17 protein-coding genes and 1 pseudogene are annotated in these 20270 nt (G+C 34.3%); 14 read left to right on the forward strand and 4 right to left on the reverse strand.

The annotated features are described in order from the left end of the window. Positions 1-23 precede the first annotated feature (23 nt). Positions 24-494: a helix-turn-helix domain-containing protein gene (locus tag A5821_RS11680; protein ID WP_170923029.1), complete on the reverse strand. Its 471-nt coding sequence runs from the start codon at positions 492-494 to the stop codon at positions 24-26. A 314-nt stretch (positions 495-808) separates the two neighbouring features. Between A5821_RS11680 and A5821_RS11685 the strand changes: the two genes are divergently transcribed. From A5821_RS11685 to A5821_RS11730, 10 genes and pseudogenes are all read left to right on the forward strand, one after another. Continuing rightward, positions 809-1108, forward strand: coding sequence for a hypothetical protein (locus A5821_RS11685; RefSeq protein ID WP_086314733.1), 300 nt, complete (start codon positions 809-811; stop codon positions 1106-1108). A gap of 120 nt (positions 1109-1228) precedes the next feature. Further along, a pseudogene (gene essC / locus A5821_RS11690) lies at positions 1229-4447 on the forward strand (type VII secretion protein EssC); the annotation flags it as partial. A gap of 11 nt (positions 4448-4458) precedes the next feature. Beyond that, positions 4459-4923, forward strand: a complete 465-nt coding sequence (locus tag A5821_RS11695) for a hypothetical protein (RefSeq protein ID WP_086314734.1) — start codon at positions 4459-4461, stop codon at positions 4921-4923. Between the two features lie 16 nt (positions 4924-4939). Further along, on the forward strand, positions 4940-5209 hold the full coding sequence (locus A5821_RS11700; RefSeq protein WP_086314735.1) for a hypothetical protein: 270 nt from the start codon (positions 4940-4942) through the stop codon (positions 5207-5209). Between the two features lie 14 nt (positions 5210-5223). Continuing rightward, on the forward strand, positions 5224-5679 hold the full coding sequence (locus tag A5821_RS11705) for a hypothetical protein (RefSeq protein WP_086314736.1): 456 nt from the start codon (positions 5224-5226) through the stop codon (positions 5677-5679). A 5-nt stretch (positions 5680-5684) separates the two neighbouring features. Then, on the forward strand, positions 5685-6836 hold the full coding sequence (locus tag A5821_RS11710) for a hypothetical protein (protein ID WP_086314737.1): 1152 nt from the start codon (positions 5685-5687) through the stop codon (positions 6834-6836). 13 nt (positions 6837-6849) lie between these two features. Next, positions 6850-7488 carry a hypothetical protein gene (locus tag A5821_RS11715; protein ID WP_086314738.1) on the forward strand — a complete coding sequence of 213 codons (639 nt, stop codon included), beginning with the start codon at positions 6850-6852 and terminating at the stop codon, positions 7486-7488. Beyond that, positions 7478-7951 carry a hypothetical protein gene (locus A5821_RS11720; protein ID WP_086314739.1) on the forward strand — a complete coding sequence of 158 codons (474 nt, stop codon included), beginning with the start codon at positions 7478-7480 and terminating at the stop codon, positions 7949-7951. Before A5821_RS11715 ends, A5821_RS11720 begins: the two co-directional genes overlap by 11 nt. Next, the gene (locus A5821_RS11725; RefSeq protein WP_086314740.1) at positions 7941-8360 is read left to right on the forward strand and encodes a hypothetical protein; all 420 of its coding nucleotides are present in this window, start codon (positions 7941-7943) and stop codon (positions 8358-8360) included. The genes A5821_RS11720 and A5821_RS11725 overlap by 11 nt, the downstream gene beginning before the upstream one ends. 45 nt (positions 8361-8405) lie before the next feature. Then, entirely contained in the window at positions 8406-8945 is a 540-nt protein-coding gene (locus tag A5821_RS11730) for a hypothetical protein (protein ID WP_086314741.1), read from the forward strand. 43 nt (positions 8946-8988) lie between these two features. Here the strand turns inward: A5821_RS11730 and A5821_RS11735 are convergent, their stop codons facing one another. Next, complete coding sequence (locus A5821_RS11735) at positions 8989-9198, reverse strand: helix-turn-helix domain-containing protein (protein ID WP_086314742.1); 210 nt, start codon at positions 9196-9198, stop codon at positions 8989-8991. Positions 9199-9753: 555 nt separating this feature from the next. Between A5821_RS11735 and A5821_RS11740 the strand changes: the two genes are divergently transcribed. The 3 genes from A5821_RS11740 to A5821_RS11750 are packed head-to-tail and all read left to right on the forward strand — an operon-like array spanning position 9754 to position 13087. Continuing rightward, positions 9754-10518, forward strand: a complete 765-nt coding sequence (locus tag A5821_RS11740) for a hypothetical protein (RefSeq protein WP_086314743.1) — start codon at positions 9754-9756, stop codon at positions 10516-10518. Positions 10519-10563: 45 nt separating this feature from the next. Further along, positions 10564-11481, forward strand: coding sequence for a hypothetical protein (locus A5821_RS11745; protein ID WP_086314744.1), 918 nt, complete (start codon positions 10564-10566; stop codon positions 11479-11481). Continuing rightward, positions 11459-13087 (forward strand): TPM domain-containing protein, encoded by a 1629-nt coding sequence (locus tag A5821_RS11750; protein WP_086314745.1) that lies wholly within the window; start codon positions 11459-11461, stop codon positions 13085-13087. Before A5821_RS11745 ends, A5821_RS11750 begins: the two co-directional genes overlap by 23 nt. 52 nt (positions 13088-13139) lie before the next feature. Here the strand turns inward: A5821_RS11750 and A5821_RS11755 are convergent, their stop codons facing one another. Together A5821_RS11755 and A5821_RS11760 are read right to left on the reverse strand one after the other, a co-directional pair. Then, the gene (locus tag A5821_RS11755; RefSeq protein ID WP_086314746.1) at positions 13140-14189 is read right to left on the reverse strand and encodes a bifunctional transcriptional activator/DNA repair enzyme AdaA; all 1050 of its coding nucleotides are present in this window, start codon (positions 14187-14189) and stop codon (positions 13140-13142) included. A 15-nt stretch (positions 14190-14204) separates the two neighbouring features. Continuing rightward, entirely contained in the window at positions 14205-15032 is an 828-nt protein-coding gene (locus tag A5821_RS11760) for an isocitrate lyase/PEP mutase family protein (protein ID WP_086314747.1), read from the reverse strand. Between the two features lie 937 nt (positions 15033-15969). On the opposite strand from A5821_RS11760, the gene A5821_RS11765 reads away from it, so the two are divergent. Beyond that, complete coding sequence (locus A5821_RS11765) at positions 15970-20265, forward strand: LPXTG cell wall anchor domain-containing protein (RefSeq protein WP_086314748.1); 4296 nt, start codon at positions 15970-15972, stop codon at positions 20263-20265. Positions 20266-20270: the final 5 nt, after the last annotated feature.

Below are 20270 nucleotides of genomic sequence, written 5' to 3' on the forward strand. Positions count from 1 at the left end.
TTGATACTCTCTTTTTACTTATCTTAACATTCTTTATTCAAAAAAGTATCGGCTATTTTGATACGTTCAATTTCTCGCACTATATATTTTTCAACATTTGTTTTAAAAATAAATTCATTGTAATTTATCAATAAATCCATATTCTGTTTCTCCAAGTATGGATATTCATTAATCAGCTTTTCCAAAACACTCTTTTCATCCCCAACTTCCAAGTTACGAAAAATCTCAGCTTGTAAATGTGCTTCGTTATTGATTATTTTTAATAACTTATTGATGTTCTCACTTTGACTGTGGTAACCAAATAAAACATTTGGATCGACTCTAAAAAATTGAAGAATCTTCTCTATTTTTTCTGGTGGTGGAAAGGTAACCCCATTCTCATATTTATAAATTGTTTGACCACTCACTCCAAGTTTTGTACCTAGTTCATCTTGAGTTAGATTTCTTTTTATTCTTAATTGTTTTAATGACTCCTGAAAATTTTCACTTAACAAGCATATCACCTCTCCTTATCTATTTTAGATTATTAAATCAAAAAATTCAATCTAATCTAGACTACAAAACATTGACAACCATATAAAGATTGTTTAAAATAAATTATAGTCTTAACAAGACTATAATTTACCAAATACTTTTAAAAGGAGGTACTATAATAGATTGATTTTACAATTCAAAGTAACAAAAAAGCAGAGTTCTAAAAATAAGAAATGAATTTCTTAAATTAAAACTCCACCATAGACAAGTAGAGTATACCATACATTTAAGAAATTCTCCAAGTCACTCACGAAAAATTGAAGGGAGAATTATAATGAACAAAATTAAACCATTAACCACCACAACTAAAAATAAGCCAATTTACAACAACATCACTCAACAAGATATTCAGTCTTTAGGTATCACACTAAAACAACTTGATTCATGGAACCTTGTATTAAATCTACTACATCAATTTTTTAATGAAAATCCACAACCTCTAGATAAGGAAAAGGTCATGAGTGAATACTATGTTTGCGCTAAATTATTCACCAACTTTCATAACGATTTTTACCAACTTTCAAAAAAGATTAATAAGCAGATCGAAAAGTTACAACAAAAAGAAAAAATATAAGTCCCCTTACCTTCCAAAGTCAAAAATTACTATTTTGAGTAATTTTTGACTTTTTCTTTTGAATCAAAATATCCATTCTTTCTTTATGTTAAACTTAATATAAAAGAATGAAATACATAGCTTTATCAATTAGTAAACCAGTTACCTGCCTTCCATAGTTACCATGATTTACAATTTATCTCGATTTTCCCAGAAGCAGAAAAAGACCAATGGGAATGGATGCGTTGGTTGCCTCATGCGACAATGCAAGATGTCAATGTACGTGGGTTTGTCTATAACCAACGGAGCCGTGACCAAGTCTTGAATAGTTTGAATCAAATTTTGAAAAACCGTAAAAATTCCATGGAAGAAAACCGCAATAGCCGTGACAGCACCATCTTCTCCCCTCATTATGTGGTGATGATCACTGATGAGAAGTTGATTTTGGATCATGTGATCATGGAATTCTTCAATGAAGATCCGAGTGAATTAGGTTGTAGCGTGATTTTTGTGGAAGATGTTATGAGTAGTTTATCGGATAATATCAAAACGGTTATCGATATCCGTGACCGAAATACTGGGGTTCTTTTGTTGGAAGAAGGAAAATTGATGAACAAATCGTTCCAATTGGATCACTTCCCTGCTGAATTTAACAAAGAGCAATTGCCAAGATTACTTGCGCCATTGAATCACTTACAGAACTTGAAATCAAGTATTCCTGAAGCTGTTACTTTCCTAGAAATGTACGGCATCGAGAAATTTGAGGAATTTAATGTGACCCAACGTTGGGCTGAACATTCGCCGCATAAAACCTTAGCTGTGCCTTTGGGTTTGCGTGGAAAAGACGATATTGTCTATTTGAACTTACATGAAAAAGCCCACGGACCTCATGGTTTAGTCGCTGGGACGACGGGCTCTGGTAAATCTGAGATCGTGCAGAGTTATATTTTGAGTTTAGCCGTGAATTTCCATCCGTATGATGTCGCTTTCCTACTGATTGACTACAAAGGTGGAGGAATGGCGAACTTGTTCCGTAACCTACCTCACTTATTAGGGAGTATTACCAACCTAGATGGCGCTCAAAGTATGCGTGCCTTAATCTCTATCAATGCCGAGCTAAAACGCCGTCAGCGCCTTTTCTCGGAGAATAACGTGAATCATATCAATCAGTATCAAAAATTATATAAAAATGGCGATGTTTCTGAACCAATGCCTCACCTCTTCCTAATTTCGGATGAGTTTGCGGAGTTGAAATCAGAACAGCCTGAGTTTATGAAGGAACTTGTTTCCACTGCTCGTATTGGGCGTTCATTGGGGATTCACTTGATTCTTGCGACGCAAAAACCAAGTGGTGTGGTCAACGACCAAATCTGGAGTAACTCGAAATTTAAATTAGCGTTGAAAGTGGCGGATAAAGCCGATTCGATGGAAATGTTGAAAACGCCAGATGCGGCGGAAATCACCCAAGCTGGGCGTGCGTACTTGCAAGTTGGGAATAATGAGATTTATGAATTGTTCCAGAGTGCTTGGAGTGGTGCGGATTATCAGCCAGAGAAAGATGATCAACAGATTGAGGATCATACGATTTACCTTGTGAATGATTTGGGTCAGTATGAGATTCTGAGTGAAGATTTAAGTGGACTTGAAAATGCGGATGATGTGAAACAAATTCCAACTGAACTGGATGCCATTATTGATGGGATTCATGAAGTAGCGGAACGGGAAAATATCACACCACTACCGAGACCTTGGTTACCACCGTTGGAAGAACGGATTGCTTCTTCTACGCTACATCCTGTGGACTTTAGAGAAGAATGGTTGACTGAAAAACAGCCGCTTGAACCTGTTTTGGGTGTGGTGGATGTGCCGAGTATGCAGGCGCAGAATACGTTGCGTTTGAATATGACGCAAGAAGGTCATATGACGGTGTTTAGTAGTCCTGGGTATGGGAAGAGTACGTTTATGCAGACGGTTGTGATGGATTTGGCGAGAGTGCATAGTCCTGAAAGATTAAATGTATACTTGCTTGATTTTGGGACGAATGGTTTACTGCCGTTGAAGAAATTACCGCATGTGGCGGATACGATGAGTATTGATGAAGAAGAGAAAATTGAGAAGTTCGCGAGACGGATCAATGATGAATTGAAACGTCGTAAGAAGTTATTGAGTGAGTATTCTGTGGCTAGTTTGGATATGTATGAGCGTGCTAGTGGGAAAGAAGAACCGATCATCCTTATTCTGTTAGATGGTTTTGAAGGAATGAAAGGTGCTAAGTTTGAAGAGATTCTTGAGAAAGTGATTACTCAAGTGGCTCGTGAAGGTGCTGGGATTGGACTTCACCTCTTACTTTCTGCGGGACGTCAAAACTCAATGCGCATGACGCTTTCAAGTAATATCAAGACGCAAATTGTGTTGAAAATGATCGATGATTCCGAGCCAAGAGCGATTGTTGGACGGACGACATTGACGATCGATGATTTGCCTGGTCGTGGATTGATCAAGTTGGAAGAACCTGAATTATTCCAGACTGCCCTTCCAGCTGATGGTGAAGATACATTGCAGATTATTGAAGCGATTCAAGAAGAAGTAAATGAGATGGATCAACATTGGACTGGGGCTAGACCTGAACCAATTCCGATGGTGCCAGAAGAATTAACTTACGAGCATTTTGCAGGCATTTTAGACAGAAAACATCCAGCGTCAACAGAATACATTCCATTAGGACTAGATTTAGACAGTGTTGAGGTAGTTCCTTGGTTGACAACAAAAGAAGAACATTTAACTGTGGTAGGGGCTAGTCAGCAAGACACTGAAGGTTTGATGAAATTATTCATCTCACAAGTGAACCGTATGAACCAAGCTAATCCAGTTAATTATCTGCATGTTATTGATACTAGCAGACAAGCTTACCAACATTTAAGCGGCTCAGTAGTTAGCTATGTTTCAGAACTTGAGGGCATGGAACAACTATTAACAGGAATTAGAAATGAACAAGTCGCTCTAAAAGAACAAAATAGAACCGATGTTGAAATGAATCATTATATTTTAATTGCAAACATCAATGATTTTAGTGCCAAAACAAGAGATACTTTAGCTAAGATAAACATTGAACTTTATGAAGAATACGATTCAATTAAATTCATTACTTTTGGCTCAGCTAATGACTATGGTGCGAACTATGACGATTTTTCTAAGCTATTAAAACAAAATAAACACGGTTTACTATTTATGAAATATTCAGATCAAAGTCTATTAACAGCAGCTAACTTGAACTACAAATCACCTGCATTAACGAATCAAGAAGCTTACTTTGTAGAAGATGATTACGCGACTATTCTTAAATTACCAACACTATTTTAAAGGAGAGTTTTATGGGTAAAAAAACTGAATCTGAAAAAAATGTAGAACGCCAAAATCTTAGAAATGTATATGAACCAGAAATTCGAGCAATGGAGGCAAATATTACCTCTTTGACCACTGAAATTGAATTTTTAACGATGAAAAAAATTTTTTTAGATAGTAATGTCACAACTCTAGATACAACGCATCAAAATTTTCGTGACTTAATGAACACTAATAAAAATAAATTTAATGAAATTGATACTGAAGATCTAAAAGGGAATTATATGGTTCAAGTTAATGCACAAGCTTCCGCAGTTATTGGGGATGGTCAATCAGCAAGAGAAGCGGTAAAACGAGCGTGGGACAAAAGCATTAAAGCACAAACGAAATTGGACAAAAAAATTGAAAAATTACGTTCAAAATTGAGCTCAACAATGACTACTTTAACAGAAACACAATTTCAATTTAGACAAGCATTAAATTCAATTATTTAATTAAAGGAGTGCAGTAATGGGATACGAACTAAAAGTTGAAACAGATAAATTATCTGAACAAAGAGATGGCTTAAAAAATGGATTTGATAGTATTCATAATGGGTTAGTCAATATAGAAAAAGCTCTTGAAGGTGTAGAGAACAAAGGTTATAAAGGCGAAGCTGGAAAAAGTATTGAAGAATTAATGAATATTATTAAATCAGATGTAATTGCTCCCACTGACAAATATAATGACTTAGTACTTAGTGTTTTAAAAGCTGCTTATGACCGCTTTGAATCGTTATAATAGGAGGTAATAATATGAGAAAAAGTCCAACTACAGGTGATGCTGTGAATAAAGTTTATATACCAACACATTCCATCACACAACCTACACCTTCATATGCTGGGGGATATAAACCAAAAATTTCTGAAACAAAAGCATCTTATGAAATGGGAGCTGGAATATTAATTGACAAAGGAAAAATTGAAACAGAAATATGTACGAATATTATGTTAGGATTAACCCAACTGCAAGAAGGTGTCAAATTAATAGAATCTAAAAAAAATTCCTTAACAGAAAAAGATTGGAAATCTGAATCTTATGAAAGTTATAGAGAGTATGTTGATAATTTTCTTGTATATATGAATGAGATTACCGATTTTTTTGAAGCTTTATCTAAAAAAATTATTGGTGATGCTACACTTTTTGAAGAGTTAGATAACTATATCAATAAAGTAATTAGTTCAGAAACAAATATATCTAGTTGGAGGTAACAAAAATGGGGGAAAGAAAGCTTTTAAGTGAGGCGATTGAACAGTATAATACGGATATAGCGAGCGTTGCTACGGATATTGATTCTTACTATACATCATCCGAAAAGCTAGCAACAAAAATCGATACTTTAATCGAGGAGTGTGACCTGTCTATTGAGGGAACTTTATCAGAAGAATTTTCCGGCGCTTCATCACCATCAACATTAACTACAAAACTGGATGAGTATGTCACAGGTATCAAAACCGCTTTAACAGATGCTAATGAGAAAGCTCAAACCGATGACCGTGAAATCAAAGAAAAAATCACAGCTCGTTCTGATGAAGTAAAGCAATTGAAGAGTATAATAAGTCAATATAAAAGTAAAATACAAAGCGCATCTTCTCTTACTGCACCCGGACTAAACTCAGGACTAAAAGCTATAGGTAAAGCTGGGAATATTGACAATATTCCCGGAGTTATTGATGGTCGTAACAAACGATTGGAAAGAGAAGTAAGATTAAATAAATTATGGTCGCCAGAAAAAATTGAAGAAAAAATAAGAGAAATGTATCGTAATTTATCAGATGATCAAATTAAAATTTTACGTGAATATTATGTCTTTAAAAATATGAAATCGTGGCCTTTACTAACTCAACCGTTAGATATACAAGGAAAAGATGCAAAATTAATATTTGAAGATGGAAAGTATAAAATTTTATATCCTAATATGTCAAAAGTGACTTTCTTAGATATAAATGGTTCTGCAAGTGCCAATCTTCTAAAACCATCGATGTCATCTAATATTGACATAAACGGCTCTGGAAAACCGTCTTTAAAACCTGGAATGGGAACCTCTGTTTCAGGATCTGGTAGCCTTGTTTCAATAGAAAATGATAATACCAGTTGGTCTGTTGGAAATGCTTCATTGAAAGGTTCGATTAACCAAAAAGGAGCTGATATTGCGCTAGGTGGTAGTGCTGCAAAAGGTAGTTATGAAGTAGTTTTCTGGGAAGATGACTTACACAGAGTTAGTGCTAAACTTGATCTTTCTTTACTATCTGGAGAAATAAAAGCAAAACTAGGAACTGACGGTTTTGACATCGGTACACCAGGCTTAGTAGGTGTTGGTATTTCTGGAAGTAAAAAAGAGCTAATAGATCTTGACAGCGGCTTATAGAAAGGAGAAGTAAATGAACAAAAACATCCTAGGTAAATTTTTTATACTATTTTTGTTTACTATATTATTAAGTTCTTGTCAAAAAAATGATTATAATTATGTCACAGAATCTAGTACTGGCCATACTTTGAATAGCTTTACTAAAGAAGAAAAAAAAGCACTTGATAACGGTTATCCCGTAGGTAAATATACGATATTTTTAACCGAAAATAATAAGAAGTCTACACAAGACGTTACCACTTTTTTAGAGAATAATTTCTTTGAAAAAGGATTCTTAGATGCAGAATCTCAGATAAACCCTGCTAAAAAAATTAATATAATTACCTACGCTATGCATTATTCTCCAGAAGAAGAACGTTTTAATCTAGGAGTTTTTTTAGTGAATACATCACATGAGAATATACAAAGTATTAAAATGAAAGTTAAACCAACATTTAAAAATATAACAGACGGGGAATTTGGTGAAATAGAGTACAACAAAAAAGATTTTATTGACCTACCAAATAACGGTGCTATACCTAAAGCTATCTCAGCAAATGCCCCTATAGAGTATCTTGATAAACTAAAAGAAAATACTGGTTCCGATATTACATTTGAAATTAAAGATCTAGAAATAAATGGAGAGAAAGTGAACAATAAAAATGAAAATTGATTGGGCAAAATATTTAAAAGAAAACCCTGAATGTCATTCTATTGTTGAGAATCAAGAATATATTACAGCCTGGGATGATTATTTTAAAAAAAATAGAAAAATTTTTCTATCAAATAAGTTATTACTTATCACTGGAGATATGACTATTAAAGACGAAAATATGGTGTTAGAATATGCATTAATAAATAACACCGACAAACCAGTCAAAGAAATTGAATTGGGTGTTACACTATCTTTATTTGGAAAAGAATACTTCACAGGTGCTTTAAGAACCAACAAAAATTGCTATGAAGAACTTCTTCCAGATGATGTGCGGCTAGATTTAATTGACTTTGGAAACGATCGATATGATAATCAAGAATTAACAAACGATAGCTATCAATTAGTCGTTCACTATTGTAATGAAATAAACTATGATACAGATGAACTATCTGAAAAGGAGCTACAAGATAGTGCAAAGTAAACATCCTGGAGATAAACTAGATACTATTGCTAATATTCTTCTTTTCGTCCAAGTGATAATGACTATATTCAATGTTATTTTTGGATTTTGGGCAGGGAGTCAATACTATTTATACGGACTACTCTTAAGTGGAATGCTTATTCGTGCAGTTATTCAGACTATCATAATGTTTTGGTTAGTAAATAAAGAAAAAAAACTCCCAAAAAACTCAACTGCATGGTGGATATTTATTTGCTGTTTAGCTTCTGGTTTCACTAATATTTTTTCTAGTTATAGTTCGTTTACTTGGGGAAATTTAGAATTGATACTCATTGTATGTGGTATTGTTTTGTTATTTCGTCACTACTCTTATATAAAAGCTGTTCGGATAGAATACGAAGAAAAGAAGAAGAAAGAACAGGAAGAATAGATCTAAGTAAATCAAAAAATGTTGAATAGAAAAAAGGAGAAAATATTGAAAAACAAGAAAACATTTATTGTTATTTTAATTAGCGTAGTCCTTGTTGCTATTATTGGAGGATGGCTATTTGTATCTTCCAATAATAAAACATATGCATCTTTTCCAGACATTTTCGAAAAAATGGATATTTCCACAAAAAATGAAAAAGCCAATATTGAATCATTGAAAAGATTTGCTGAAAAAAATGAGTATACTTTCCAAGAAGCTAAAGATAGAAATATTGAGAAAATTTTAGTTATTTCAAAAGATTATATTCAGAATTTAACATACTCTCCAGAAGAAAATGAATTAAGGTTTATGAAAATGAACAGCGCTGATTTAACGATGCCTGAAGAAAAAAAGATTAAAAATATAGCGGAAAAAGATCCATTCTCCAAGGTTATCGACGAACTTGGAGAACCAGATAAAATGAAAAAGGATGGAAATGGGCTAATTGTATTACGATGGGAAGATAAATTGGAAAAAGGGTATGTATATTTATCTATAGAATTAAAAGACGATAAGGTAACTAAAATAGAAACAGAAAAAATATAGAAAAACTGTGCAAATATCGTATTTCTGATATTTGCACAGTTTTTCACTTCAACCGAATTATTTCAGATATATCACTAATATCCAACGCATCCGCTATCCTCTCAATATGCAATAAATAAATCTTTTCTCTGTTATTATTTGCTAATTTATTAACAATTGAAGGCTCAATGTCAGATAAACGTGCAAGCTCTCTTAATAATATACCTCTATCTTTAACTAGTTGTTTCAAACGAATTTCTACTTTTCTTTCCATAAAATTTCCTCCACCCTTCTGTTGCTCATACGAACATCATATAGTATAACCAAGAAAGAATTGGTATTCGTAAAAGCATCATTTCAAAAAAGGAGTAGAATTATGGAAATTAAAAAGCTAGAGACAAAAAAGAATCAACCTATTAAAATGGTAAGTCATCAGGAAATTTACTCTCTACATGGCATGTTGGAACAACTAAATTCAGTGACATAAAATGCCCCGTGAACAAGAAGAAAATTGCTAGTGACTATTACGCTTGTTCCGAAATATTCTCAGCTTTTCAATCTGATTTTTCACAGACTATTCCCAAAATGGAAAATCAAATTGAAGAACTACGTCGAAAAGAAAAAAATTTAATTACTTATTACCTTTCAGAGTCAGAAATTACTTTTTCAAGTAATTTTTGACTTTTTCTCTCAAATAAAAATATTCGTTCACTCTTTATGTTAAAATTAAATCTACTATGTACTGTATATAGTTAAAGATAGAATTGGAAAATCTATCAAAAAAATGCGTAATTTTACTTTCAGATAAAATTAAATTAGGAGAAGAATTTTGAAAAAAACAGCAGACGATTTTTATTTTTTTATCGCTCCAATAAAATACAGATTAGAATTTGCCGGAATCAAGGCTTCAAGAATGATAAGCCTTATTGCTGTAGCATGTTTTCCAATCATGTATTTCTACATTGATAGTTTTGAATATGATGAGATTTATTTTCCAAACACAATGTTATTCCAAAAAATTGTTTTATTCTTTTTAATTATAAATGTGTTGATTCTATTCTCACTACTACTAATAAAAACAAAACTCTATGATCCGATTATCTATTTTTTGGTCAGTTGGGGCTTTTTAGAAATAAGCTATGTTCTACTTATCTTTGAATATAGAAATTTTTTATCAAATTCTATCTCTGAAGAATACCAAGCTCTAGCATTCGATATTCTATTATTCCTACCTTTTGTCTTTATACTTATCTCAATAGTATGGTACGTTTGGATGATTCTAACTGGAAAAACTCATAAAAAATATCCAAAAGTAATTGAGATGGAGAAAAAAGTTAAAGGGGATAGTGATGTAGATAGTGCAATTACTAAGAGTCAAGGAATTCTTTTGATTGGAACATCCGCTGGAATCGGAATAGGCGGACTTATGGAAGGATCATTTGTATTATTTATACTGTTAACTGCTCTCGCTTATTTTATAGCTTTTGTAGTAGGTAAAGTCTTGATTATGTCATTCGTCAAATTTAAATTTCCTAAACAATATTCTGAAAAAGCTTTAGAAGCAACATTAAAAAGAGAAGGTTGGGGAAATTAATGAAAATAATATATTTACTTGGTAGAAAAGGAAGAGGATTACAACATGAAAAAGAGCATTAGATTTGAACAAATAGAAAATACTGTCTCAGAAAAGATGGCCAAGGAAGGGTATATAAAAGCAGAAAATATGTCTTTTGGTAAACGGTTAATAGCTGCAATTTTTTTTGCTGGTTCCGTACAAGCGTTGTATTGGTTTGGCTATTTTTTAGTGGGAAACCCAACCTTTTCAGGCACTACAAATGAGTACCAATTCACGTTGTCCTTAAAATGGTTCGTGATGCTATTCTGTCTATATTTTCTTTTTAATATGATTTTCTTAGGTGCCAAATATAGATGTCGAAACAATATTAAGTTAGCATATAAATCCAATGTTTGGTTAGCGCAACTTAGCGTAATCTTTTATTGGTTGTTGATTATTGACTTACAATTGTTGACAAAAAATCCTTACTTGAGAATCTTCAATATTTTAGTCGTCTCAGGTTGTTTTATTTTCAGTATAATCAAATCAATCAAAAAAATTAAAAATTTAATTTACAAAAATCAAGAAGCTGATCGATTAAGTAAATTAATGACTGAAAATCCTAAAATGATTAAATCCATTTTGACAATTCTTTTTATAGCATCTGTCGTAAGCAATATATTTTCAAATGAGCTGTCTAATCAAACACCTAAACCAAACATAGAAGGCAGAATTATCTTGGCACTTGTTCCAGTAATACCTATTCTATTCTCTATTTTTAGCATTTATGCATTTCCTTGGCTATCTGAAACGATGGCACGAATATATTTTTTGAATGAATTTTCAGAGGAATTTAGACAAAAATTTAAAATAGAGAAAAAATTATGGTACGGTTCTAAATCTAAGGAACATAAAGAAGAACAAAAAAAGAAACAACACTTTTCTAAAAAACTAAGCCAACACAATCAAAAGGAGCAAAATGAACTCAAATCACACACATAAAAAACACACACACTTTACCCAAGCAACCTTTTTTAAAACAATCCTATTCCTCACTACTATCTTCCTATTCGCTCTATTCTCTCCACAAATCAGCACAGCCGAAAGTTTCTTCGTCGATGATCAAGCTGGTCTATTAAGCGAAGAAACAAAACAAGCGATCATTCAAGCAAACGAATCAGACTTCAAACAACTACCTGGCAGTCCGCAATTCGTTCTAAAAACTATCAAAAAATTACCGAAAAACGAAACGATCGAAACCTACGCAAATGAAACATTTCAAACATTAGGTATCGGTGATAAAGACCGAAACAATGGTTTTCTTTTCGTCATTGCAGTGTCTGATCGGAAATATCGTTTAGAAGTTGGATATGGTGTAGAAGACGTGATCACAGATAGTATGAAGCGTGACATCGTCCCTACAAACGTGGAACAATTGTTTCGTGAAGAAAAGTATGATCAAGGTTTGACTATCATCAGCCACAATATCATAACGATCGTCAATGAACGTTATGGCAATTACGAAGTAGCAAAAAAGGAAGTTCAAGATATAGCACAGGCAAGTAACTCTTATGACGACTCTGAATATCACTATGTAGAACCGAAAAAGAATTTTTCAAACTATATTGGGAGTGCTTTTGCTTTTATCATGGATCATTTTGTCCTATCAACTTTGGTTGCTTTGAGTCTATTTATCGGCTTTCTTTTCTTAAGGAGTTTCTTAGAAGAACGGCTTTTAAAAAAGCCCCTGTTTGATTCAATCCAAGAATTACAAGTACGTTGGCTAGGTAAAGTAGCTGTGAGGGAAAAAGCGATTATGCTTTATGTTAAAGAAGCACCTATTAGGATATTGATTCTAGCCAATTTTGATAACTATAAACCTTTACAACACTATTTAACTAAGATTTTATTTACTAGCGATGTCATTGATTATGCAACCCAACTTGGGAAATATCGTATGCATCACCTTACCCCAGCCAACAAGCTAACTTATTGCACCATGTGTTTAGAAGTCAGCGAGCGCTACTATGAAGAATATGCTCAAAGTTTAGACGACTTCTTATCAAAACCACAGAAAATCACTCAGGCTAAAGAACAACTACAACCAAGACTGAAAAAATCAGATAGTGACTACTTAGAAATTTTACAAAAAATTGTTCAAGCCAGAGTTGCTTTCATGCAAACGAGAAAGATTGTGCAAGTTTATGTAAAAGAACATGTATCAAAATCATTTTACACAAAACAAAAAGAAAAATTACTAGTTTTACTTGTTTCCTATCATCTGTTAAAAGGTCAAGATACCAGTAAGGAAGATTTTTTAACAGAAGCAGGTAATTTTGAAAATGAATTGCCTAAAGCTTTTAAAAAGGGTGAGAAGGATTTTAAAAAAATCGAGTCTGACTATTATCAAAAAGCGATCACGGATCTTGATAAATGTTTATTTCTTGGCGCCATACCTGGCATGAATTTATCAAGTTATCAAACGTTACAGTATTTTAGTCCTTCAAGCTATCGAAGTAGTGATTCTGGCGGATCTTCTGGGGACGGCGGAAGCAGCTCTGGTGGCGGTGGGTCATCCGGCGGTGGCGGCTTTTCTGGAGGCTGGTAAATAGAAAAGAGAGAGCCAATTCTTAAAATATGGCTCTCTCTTTTTATTCTACTCACAAATCATACTCACGCTCATGCTTCAACAACCACTTCTTCCGCTCCACGCCACCACCATATCCACCTAAACTCCCATCTGTCTGGATCACCCGATGACACGGAATAATGATTGCCAATTGATTCGCACCATTCGCATTCCCAACAGCACGCATTCCATTAGGATTTCCGATAGCTTGCGCCAACTCTTTATAAGAAGATGTTTCACCACGCTTGATTTTCGTCAAAGCTTGCCATACACTTTTTTGAAAATCAGAACCCAAACACAGATATGGAGTCTGAAATTCATCTAGTTTCTTCTCAAAATATAACTCTAATTCTTCTTTGATCTGTTCATTGATCTTGGTTTTTCCAGGAACGATCGATGCATTCATTCGATTCCGTAGTCGCTCGATTTCTCTTTCCAAGCCGCGACGGTCGACAAATTCCAACAAATATAAGTACTCATCATTCGCAATACTCATCATCGGACCTAAAATCGTATCGATCCAATCGGCAGATAAAATTTTGATCTCTTTTGATTGTTTCGGATTTCTGCCCATGATTTTTGAAAAAGCATCATAGAATCCACTGGATGAATCATAGCCTACATCCAGCTGAGTATTGATCCGTTTCTCACCGTTTTTGATTGATTTCAACGCCATCCCCATCCTTCTTGAACGTGCATATTGAACAAAGGTCATGCCGTAGACTTTTTTGAATTGTCTTCTGGCAGTCATCGAATGAATGCCCAACTCAGCGAAGTCTTGGTCTTTCCAACGCTTTTCTGGATTTTCTTCTACTAACTCCACCATTTTTTGAACGAGTGGTGGAATTTCTCTTGGAAAAGATAACGGTTTGCATCGTTTACATGGTCTGTAGCCAGATAACAAAGCTTCTTCTGCTGTTTCATAAAAAGTACAGTTTTCATATTTGGGTTTCCTTGCTGGACACGTTGCATGGCAGAAAACACCCGTTGATTTAATACCGACAAAGAAAATGCCGTCATAGGTAGAATCTTTTGCAAGCAGTGCTTTGTAATACTGTTTTTTTTCTTTTTCTCCGATCATTGAACATTCCCCTTTCTACTTTAATCTGAATAATTCAATACGTTCTTTCTCTTCCAGTTCAGCCAAATCTGTCAATAATGATGTATAAAAAGCCGCCAATTCTTGATTCTCCTGTTCATTGTAAAGGAAATAAATCGAAGGCCCAAAACTAATTCTTGAAACACCTGAATTTAAATAATCTGCGATCGAATCTTCTTTGATATCAAGCATAATATTGATCGGCAATGTTGTTTCAGCTGCGATTTTCTTGATATGTTTTTTATTTTTTAAACCTGGTATAAAAATACCATCGATTCCCGTTTTTTCATAGGCTTTGATTCGAGTAATTGTTTGGTTCAGCAACCGCTCATTTTGATTATTTTGCACGATGTCGCCTGTAAAATATAAATCAGTTCTAACATTGATAAACAGATCTTTCTTCATGGCGTTGAGTTTTTGTTTGATGCAAACTAGCCGCTCACATTGTTCTTCTATGGAATACAAGGTATCTAGATTTGGTCTTTTGTCTTCAATATTGATACCGACGGCTCCGTTGTTGACAACTCCCTCAACATTTAAAGCTAAATCAGTTAAATTTGACGCGTAACCAGCTTCAATATCTACTGTGATATAGTGATTTTCTCCGTTCACTTGTTCTATAAAGCCTAATATTTCTTCAAAAGGCATCTTTTCACCATCTTGATAGCTGTAAAAGTCAGCCATTGCAAAACTTCCTGTGGGAATCAACTTTATCTTTTTTTGTATCAGCTCAGTGGCAGTTGTTACATCCCAGATATTTAGTAAAACAAGCGGTTTATCTTTTTTATGTGCTGTTCTGAATTGCATTACTTTTGCTTCTTTCATTTTTCATCGATCCCTTCATTTCGTAGCTTTATTTTACTGCTGATCTTTAGAAAGTTCTTTCGAAAAATGAACATCAATTTTTTTAGGCTTAGTTTTTTGGTGGATCACTCTTTTTGCGGACACCTTGTATTATTCATTAACTACTCTGGCGTAGTCTTTCAATTCTTAGGGCTTTACCACTTGGAATTTGATGTATTCGAAACGAAGGGGAATGATTCTATAGTATGGGGACTTCTATCCCTTTGGTCGCCAAGTATTGTTCATCATCTACTCTGGCATAGCCAGTCGTTGTCTTTCAATTCTTAGGGCTTTACCACTTTAAATTTGATGCATTAACGAAAGAGAGTGATTCACTAGTAAGGAGACTTCTCTCCCTTTGGTCGCCAAGTATTGTTCATCATCTACTCTGGCATAGCCAGTCGTAGTGATTCACAACAAATAACCCACTCTTTGGGGAAGAGTGGGAAAAGGAGTTAAAAAATGAAAAAGTGTTTTGTTAGGGTTGTTTGTTTGGTATGAATATATAATAACCTGAAATTGTGATTATTTTGTGGCTAAAAATTGGTTTCTTTATTACGATTTTTAGCGTTATTCTGAATTTCTTTTTAGATATTCATAGTCACAAAAAAATTAGAAAACTAACACAAAACAGATATACTATATTTCATTCACGTTCAAAAATATCTAAATATTATATATATAAACATTACATAAAAAATAAATATAAGTCTTTAACACAACTAATAATTCTACAATAGATAGCATTTACCCTTGTTTTTTATAAGTTTATCAAAAAATTAGAATTACAAAGAAAAATATGATAAATATTATACTTATACCTAATGTATAATTACATTTGTGAAAATATAACACTCTTTAAGTTTTTATATTTTTACGGTGTGAATATTATTAAAAAAAGGAAGGCACGTGTGGTGTAATGAAAGATTCATGGAAAAGAGGTTCGTTTAAGTTTTTGTTGTATTCAAGCACGATAGTCGTAGGAACTAGTTTTCCTGTGCAAACATTGGCTACAACGATAACACAAGTAAACCAAGCAGCTCAACCTGTTTTGGAAAAAGATTACATTAGTGTATTGAAAGAATACACCGTTGCAAAAGAAAACTATCTAGAAACCAAAGGCAAATACGATGCTGCATTAGATGCGTACAATCAATCAAAAACAGAAGCTGATAAAACTTATGAAGCAGCCGCTAAGCTTAAAGTTGATTTAGATGAGCAAAAAAAGATATACAAAGAACAGTTAGAGGATTTCGAAAAAGCTACTACGACTTACGAAGCACATAGAGCTACATATGAAACAAATAAGTCGAGTTTCGAAGCACATATTGAAGATTACAATAAAGCAAAAGAAGAGTACGAAGCAAAACAAACTAGTTACCAAGCATTAGAATTAATTTTTAGTAACATGCAAAAAGACTATCTGAGTGCGCTCACAACGTATGAGAACTTGAACACTGAGGCAGAGACAAAAAAAGCTACTTATGAAACTTTACGTGTAGAGTACGAAAATAAACGTACAATCTATGATGAAGCTGCAGCCGCGTATAAAAAGATTCAAGCAGCCTATAATGCGGCAAAAAAGAACTATAATGTGCAGCTGACAGATTATAATACACAAAAGCTTGCTTATGAAAAACTACTCAGCACTTATACGAATGAGAAAATCATTTATGACAAAAAAGCCACAGATTTCAATAAAGCTGCGCAATTATACAATACATTGAAAAATGAACTTGAAGCAGCTAAGACGGAATACACAACAATCAAATCTGAATACGATAAGGCTCTTGATGAATACAAAAAGCTAGTAACTGAGTACAATACAGCTAAAGAAAGCTATTTATCTGAAAAGACAGCATATGAAAAACGTTTATCAGAATTAGATACATCCATTCGCGATTACGAAACGAAGCTTACTGCTTACAATAAAATCAAAGATAACTATAAAGCCACGAAACAAGCTTATGAAGAAGCAAAAATCAATTACAATGATCTATCAACTCAATTAAAAGAATTAGCGAAACAATATGATACTGAACGTATCGCTTACGAAGCTGAAAAAACAACTTTTGATGAGAAAACGAAAACTTACGAAACAGCTAAAACAGCCTATGATCAACAAAAAGCAACCTATGAGGTTCAACTTACTGCCTATGAAACAGAATTGAATATGTACAATGAAAAAAGAACAGCCGCAGCAGAAATTCTTGCACAATATGAAGAAGGAACAGTAGAATATTCAACTGCCTTGGCTGCATACAATGAAAATAATGATCGCTACAATGCAGTAAATAAGAACTATCAACAAGTTAAAGAACAGTCAGATTTACTGACAGAGCAATTTAAAGAAGTCCAAACAGCTTACGATACTGCAACAAGCGATTACCAAGTCATTACGGCTTCTTACCAATCGATCAAGCAACAATATGATTCTCTTGTTACCAAATATAATCAGGCAAAACTTGATTACCAACAATTGGAAAAAGACTATCAAACAATCAGCGAAAGCTACACTCAAGTAATGAAAGTTTACACTGAAACAGAAACAGCATACAAAGCGGCACTTGAAGAATCCGAGGAAGTCAAAGTACAATTTACTCAGCTGAATGTATCTTACGAAGAGGTACAGACTAAATTTACAAATGGTTCAGACGTGTTTAAAACCACTGAAGAGAAATATATCGAGGCAAATAAAACCTATGAAGCGGTTAACCAAAAATACGAAAAAGCACGTGACGAATATGACCGCTTATTACCCGAATATCGAACGCTTAAAGATCAATTGGACCAATTAAAATTAGATCTCTCAGAAGCAAAAACAACTTTTACTAATTTGGGGCAAATACTGGCAACAACTAAAAATCAATATACAGATTTACAATCACAATATACTGAAACAATGAAGAACTTTAATGATGTAACAGAACAATATAAAAACTTAGGTCAAGAATACAGTACTGCTGAACTTGCATATAAAGCTGCAGCAACGGCAATTGCCAACGCAAAAGAATCCTTCGACCTTCGTGAAAATGAATATAAAGCTTTAGCAGCTTCCTATGTCAATCTTAAAATAGAGTATGAAAAAACCTTTGAAATTTACACTAGTACTTCGACTAAATTGAATGAAGTAACAGCTGAACAAAAAATACATGAAGATGAGTACAACGCTGTTTCAGAAGAATATGAAGCAGTAAAAGTTTCTTTTGAAAAACTTCATACAAAATATACTAGTGTTGACAAATTATACAACGATGCAAATGATGCATGGGAAAAAGCCGATACTGCTTATCAAGCAGCAAACGACAAATTAAAGTTACTTAATAGTGACTACACTGATGCACTTGGACTCTTCAATAGTCTACAAACGAAGTACGATCTTGCAAAAGAAAGCTTCACTACTGCAGCAAAACCTTATGAGGACGCATTAGCCGCCTATGAGAAGGCAGTTATCGCTGAAGGAGAAATTAACGCTGCTGTAACAAATATGAACCAAACTCTCAAAAATTTTCCAACTGATAAAATCACAGAAGCGAATTTTGATCATATTTCAGCTGACTTAGCAGCATGGCAAGCTACGTATGATACGGCTAAACAAGCACTAGATAAAGCATTGAAGGAATCTTGGTTGTCCATTGACGACTACCAAACAAAAAGTGATGCCTACAACCTAAGCTCTATTGCACCTGAAAATTTAAAGGATAGATTAGGACTTGTTTATGATCCAGAAAATTTTAAAGAACTATTAATAGCTTATATTGCTGATGCTGAAAAAGTAATGAATCAAACTATTACTAACGCCAATGCTTTTAAAGCGGTTATTAAAGCGAATATAGACTATAAAAAGGAGTTTCAAGAATATTTAGCTGGCTGGCAACCAGGAAATGTAGGAGACCCTAACAATGAGCAAGAAAAATGGCTTGCTATTGTGAATGCAACGATCAATGTTGACTTTAGTCAACTGGGTTATTCTAATGATGACCTAGATTTGATGGATACTATGGAGAAATGGGATGAAGTCGTTTCAGCCTATGAAACTCAAGGATCAGAGGCAGTTGATCATCTTAAAAACTATGCAACATACATCATCGGTGTATCTGATAAGTGGACAGCGGCACATGCCGATATGCTTGCTGCAATAACTGAATTTGAAGGAATAACAGGAGAAACGATTAAAAAACCGACTACTAGCAATAGACTTTCAGGTGCTGCAGCTGGAGTAGCGGCTGAAGCAGATCGTGTCTATAATAACAGTCTCTCTACGCTTCATGACGATCCTTATGATCCAGATTCTGGCGAAACAGTGCTTGGGTGGTTAGACGGGCAAGGCGTTGGTTCTGCAATGAGTTGGCGCATTAGTGGTCAATCAAGACCCGTAGAAGTGACAGTTCCTAACTTTGTACCTAAAGAGTTAACAATTTCCTTAGGCACTCTGAACCTTCTGGAACTTACAGCTCCTGTGATTCCAGAAGTACCATACATGCCATCAGCTCCTATCCCCCCAACAATTGAATTCAACATACCTGAAAAAGTGGAGCCTATAAAAGAGCCAGTTAATCCAGCGCTTGCGCCTTCCACCGTTTCAACAAAAACAATTGTTGGTATCACAGGAGTCAATTTACCAATTTTAACAGAAGAACGCCCATCAAAACCAACCGATTCAGCTATACCACTAGGTACCTCAGAGGGTGTAACTGACGTGGAATTAGAAGATAAAGAAGCGGAAGAAAGTGTTCAACCTGATGTTCCGGTTGAGTTAGAAGACTTAGAGGATGTTACAAATGTAGATCCATTAGAACGTCCAAAAGAGCTGGAAGAAGCACCAAAAGTCGAAGATCCGATTATTCCAGATATTACAGCGCCAGAAGAGGTAGATCCAACAACCCCTCCGGTAGAACAACCAATTGAGATCATAGCGCCAACAGAACCTAATACATTAGAAGCACCTGCAGCAAGTCAGCTGCCCGATGCTCCTGTTGCATTAGTAGATCCTAAAAAGAAGGCTGAAGAAAAAGTGCTGGCAACTACAAGTCCTGGATTAAATACAGTTGCTGATCCATCTAGGACTAAACTTCCAAATACTCGTTCTGAAAGAAGACTCCCAAATACGGGAACCGAGACTTCACTAATGAGTCAAGGAATGGGCGCCTTTATGGCAGGAGCTGCTGGATCACTTCTTTTCTGGAAGAGAAAAAAAGGAAAACACAGTAAATAAAATTT

Origin of the sequence: Enterococcus sp. 7F3_DIV0205, from assembly GCF_002141365.2 — a bacterium.
GTDB classification, from domain to species: Bacteria; Bacillota; Bacilli; order Lactobacillales; family Enterococcaceae; genus Enterococcus_L; species Enterococcus_L palustris.

Bases quoted from the DNA above. Each gene is read 5' to 3' on its own strand.
- A5821_RS11685 (WP_086314733.1), top strand. From the start codon at position 809: ATGAACAAAATTAAACCATTAACCACCACAACTAAAAATAAGCCAATT.
- A5821_RS11695 (WP_086314734.1), top strand. From the start codon at position 4,459: ATGGGTAAAAAAACTGAATCTGAAAAAAATGTAGAACGCCAAAATCTT.
- A5821_RS11700 (WP_086314735.1), top strand. From the start codon at position 4,940: ATGGGATACGAACTAAAAGTTGAAACAGATAAATTATCTGAACAAAGA.
- A5821_RS11705 (WP_086314736.1), top strand. From the start codon at position 5,224: ATGAGAAAAAGTCCAACTACAGGTGATGCTGTGAATAAAGTTTATATA.
- A5821_RS11710 (WP_086314737.1), top strand. From the start codon at position 5,685: ATGGGGGAAAGAAAGCTTTTAAGTGAGGCGATTGAACAGTATAATACG.
- A5821_RS11715 (WP_086314738.1), top strand. From the start codon at position 6,850: ATGAACAAAAACATCCTAGGTAAATTTTTTATACTATTTTTGTTTACT.
- A5821_RS11720 (WP_086314739.1), top strand. From the start codon at position 7,478: ATGAAAATTGATTGGGCAAAATATTTAAAAGAAAACCCTGAATGTCAT.
- A5821_RS11735 (WP_086314742.1), bottom strand. From the start codon at position 9,198: ATGGAAAGAAAAGTAGAAATTCGTTTGAAACAACTAGTTAAAGATAGA.
- A5821_RS11745 (WP_086314744.1), top strand. From the start codon at position 10,564: ATGAAAAAGAGCATTAGATTTGAACAAATAGAAAATACTGTCTCAGAA.
- A5821_RS11750 (WP_086314745.1), top strand. From the start codon at position 11,459: ATGAACTCAAATCACACACATAAAAAACACACACACTTTACCCAAGCA.
- A5821_RS11755 (WP_086314746.1), bottom strand. From the start codon at position 14,189: ATGATCGGAGAAAAAGAAAAAAAACAGTATTACAAAGCACTGCTTGCA.
- A5821_RS11760 (WP_086314747.1), bottom strand. From the start codon at position 15,032: ATGAAAGAAGCAAAAGTAATGCAATTCAGAACAGCACATAAAAAAGAT.
- A5821_RS11765 (WP_086314748.1), top strand. From the start codon at position 15,970: ATGAAAGATTCATGGAAAAGAGGTTCGTTTAAGTTTTTGTTGTATTCA.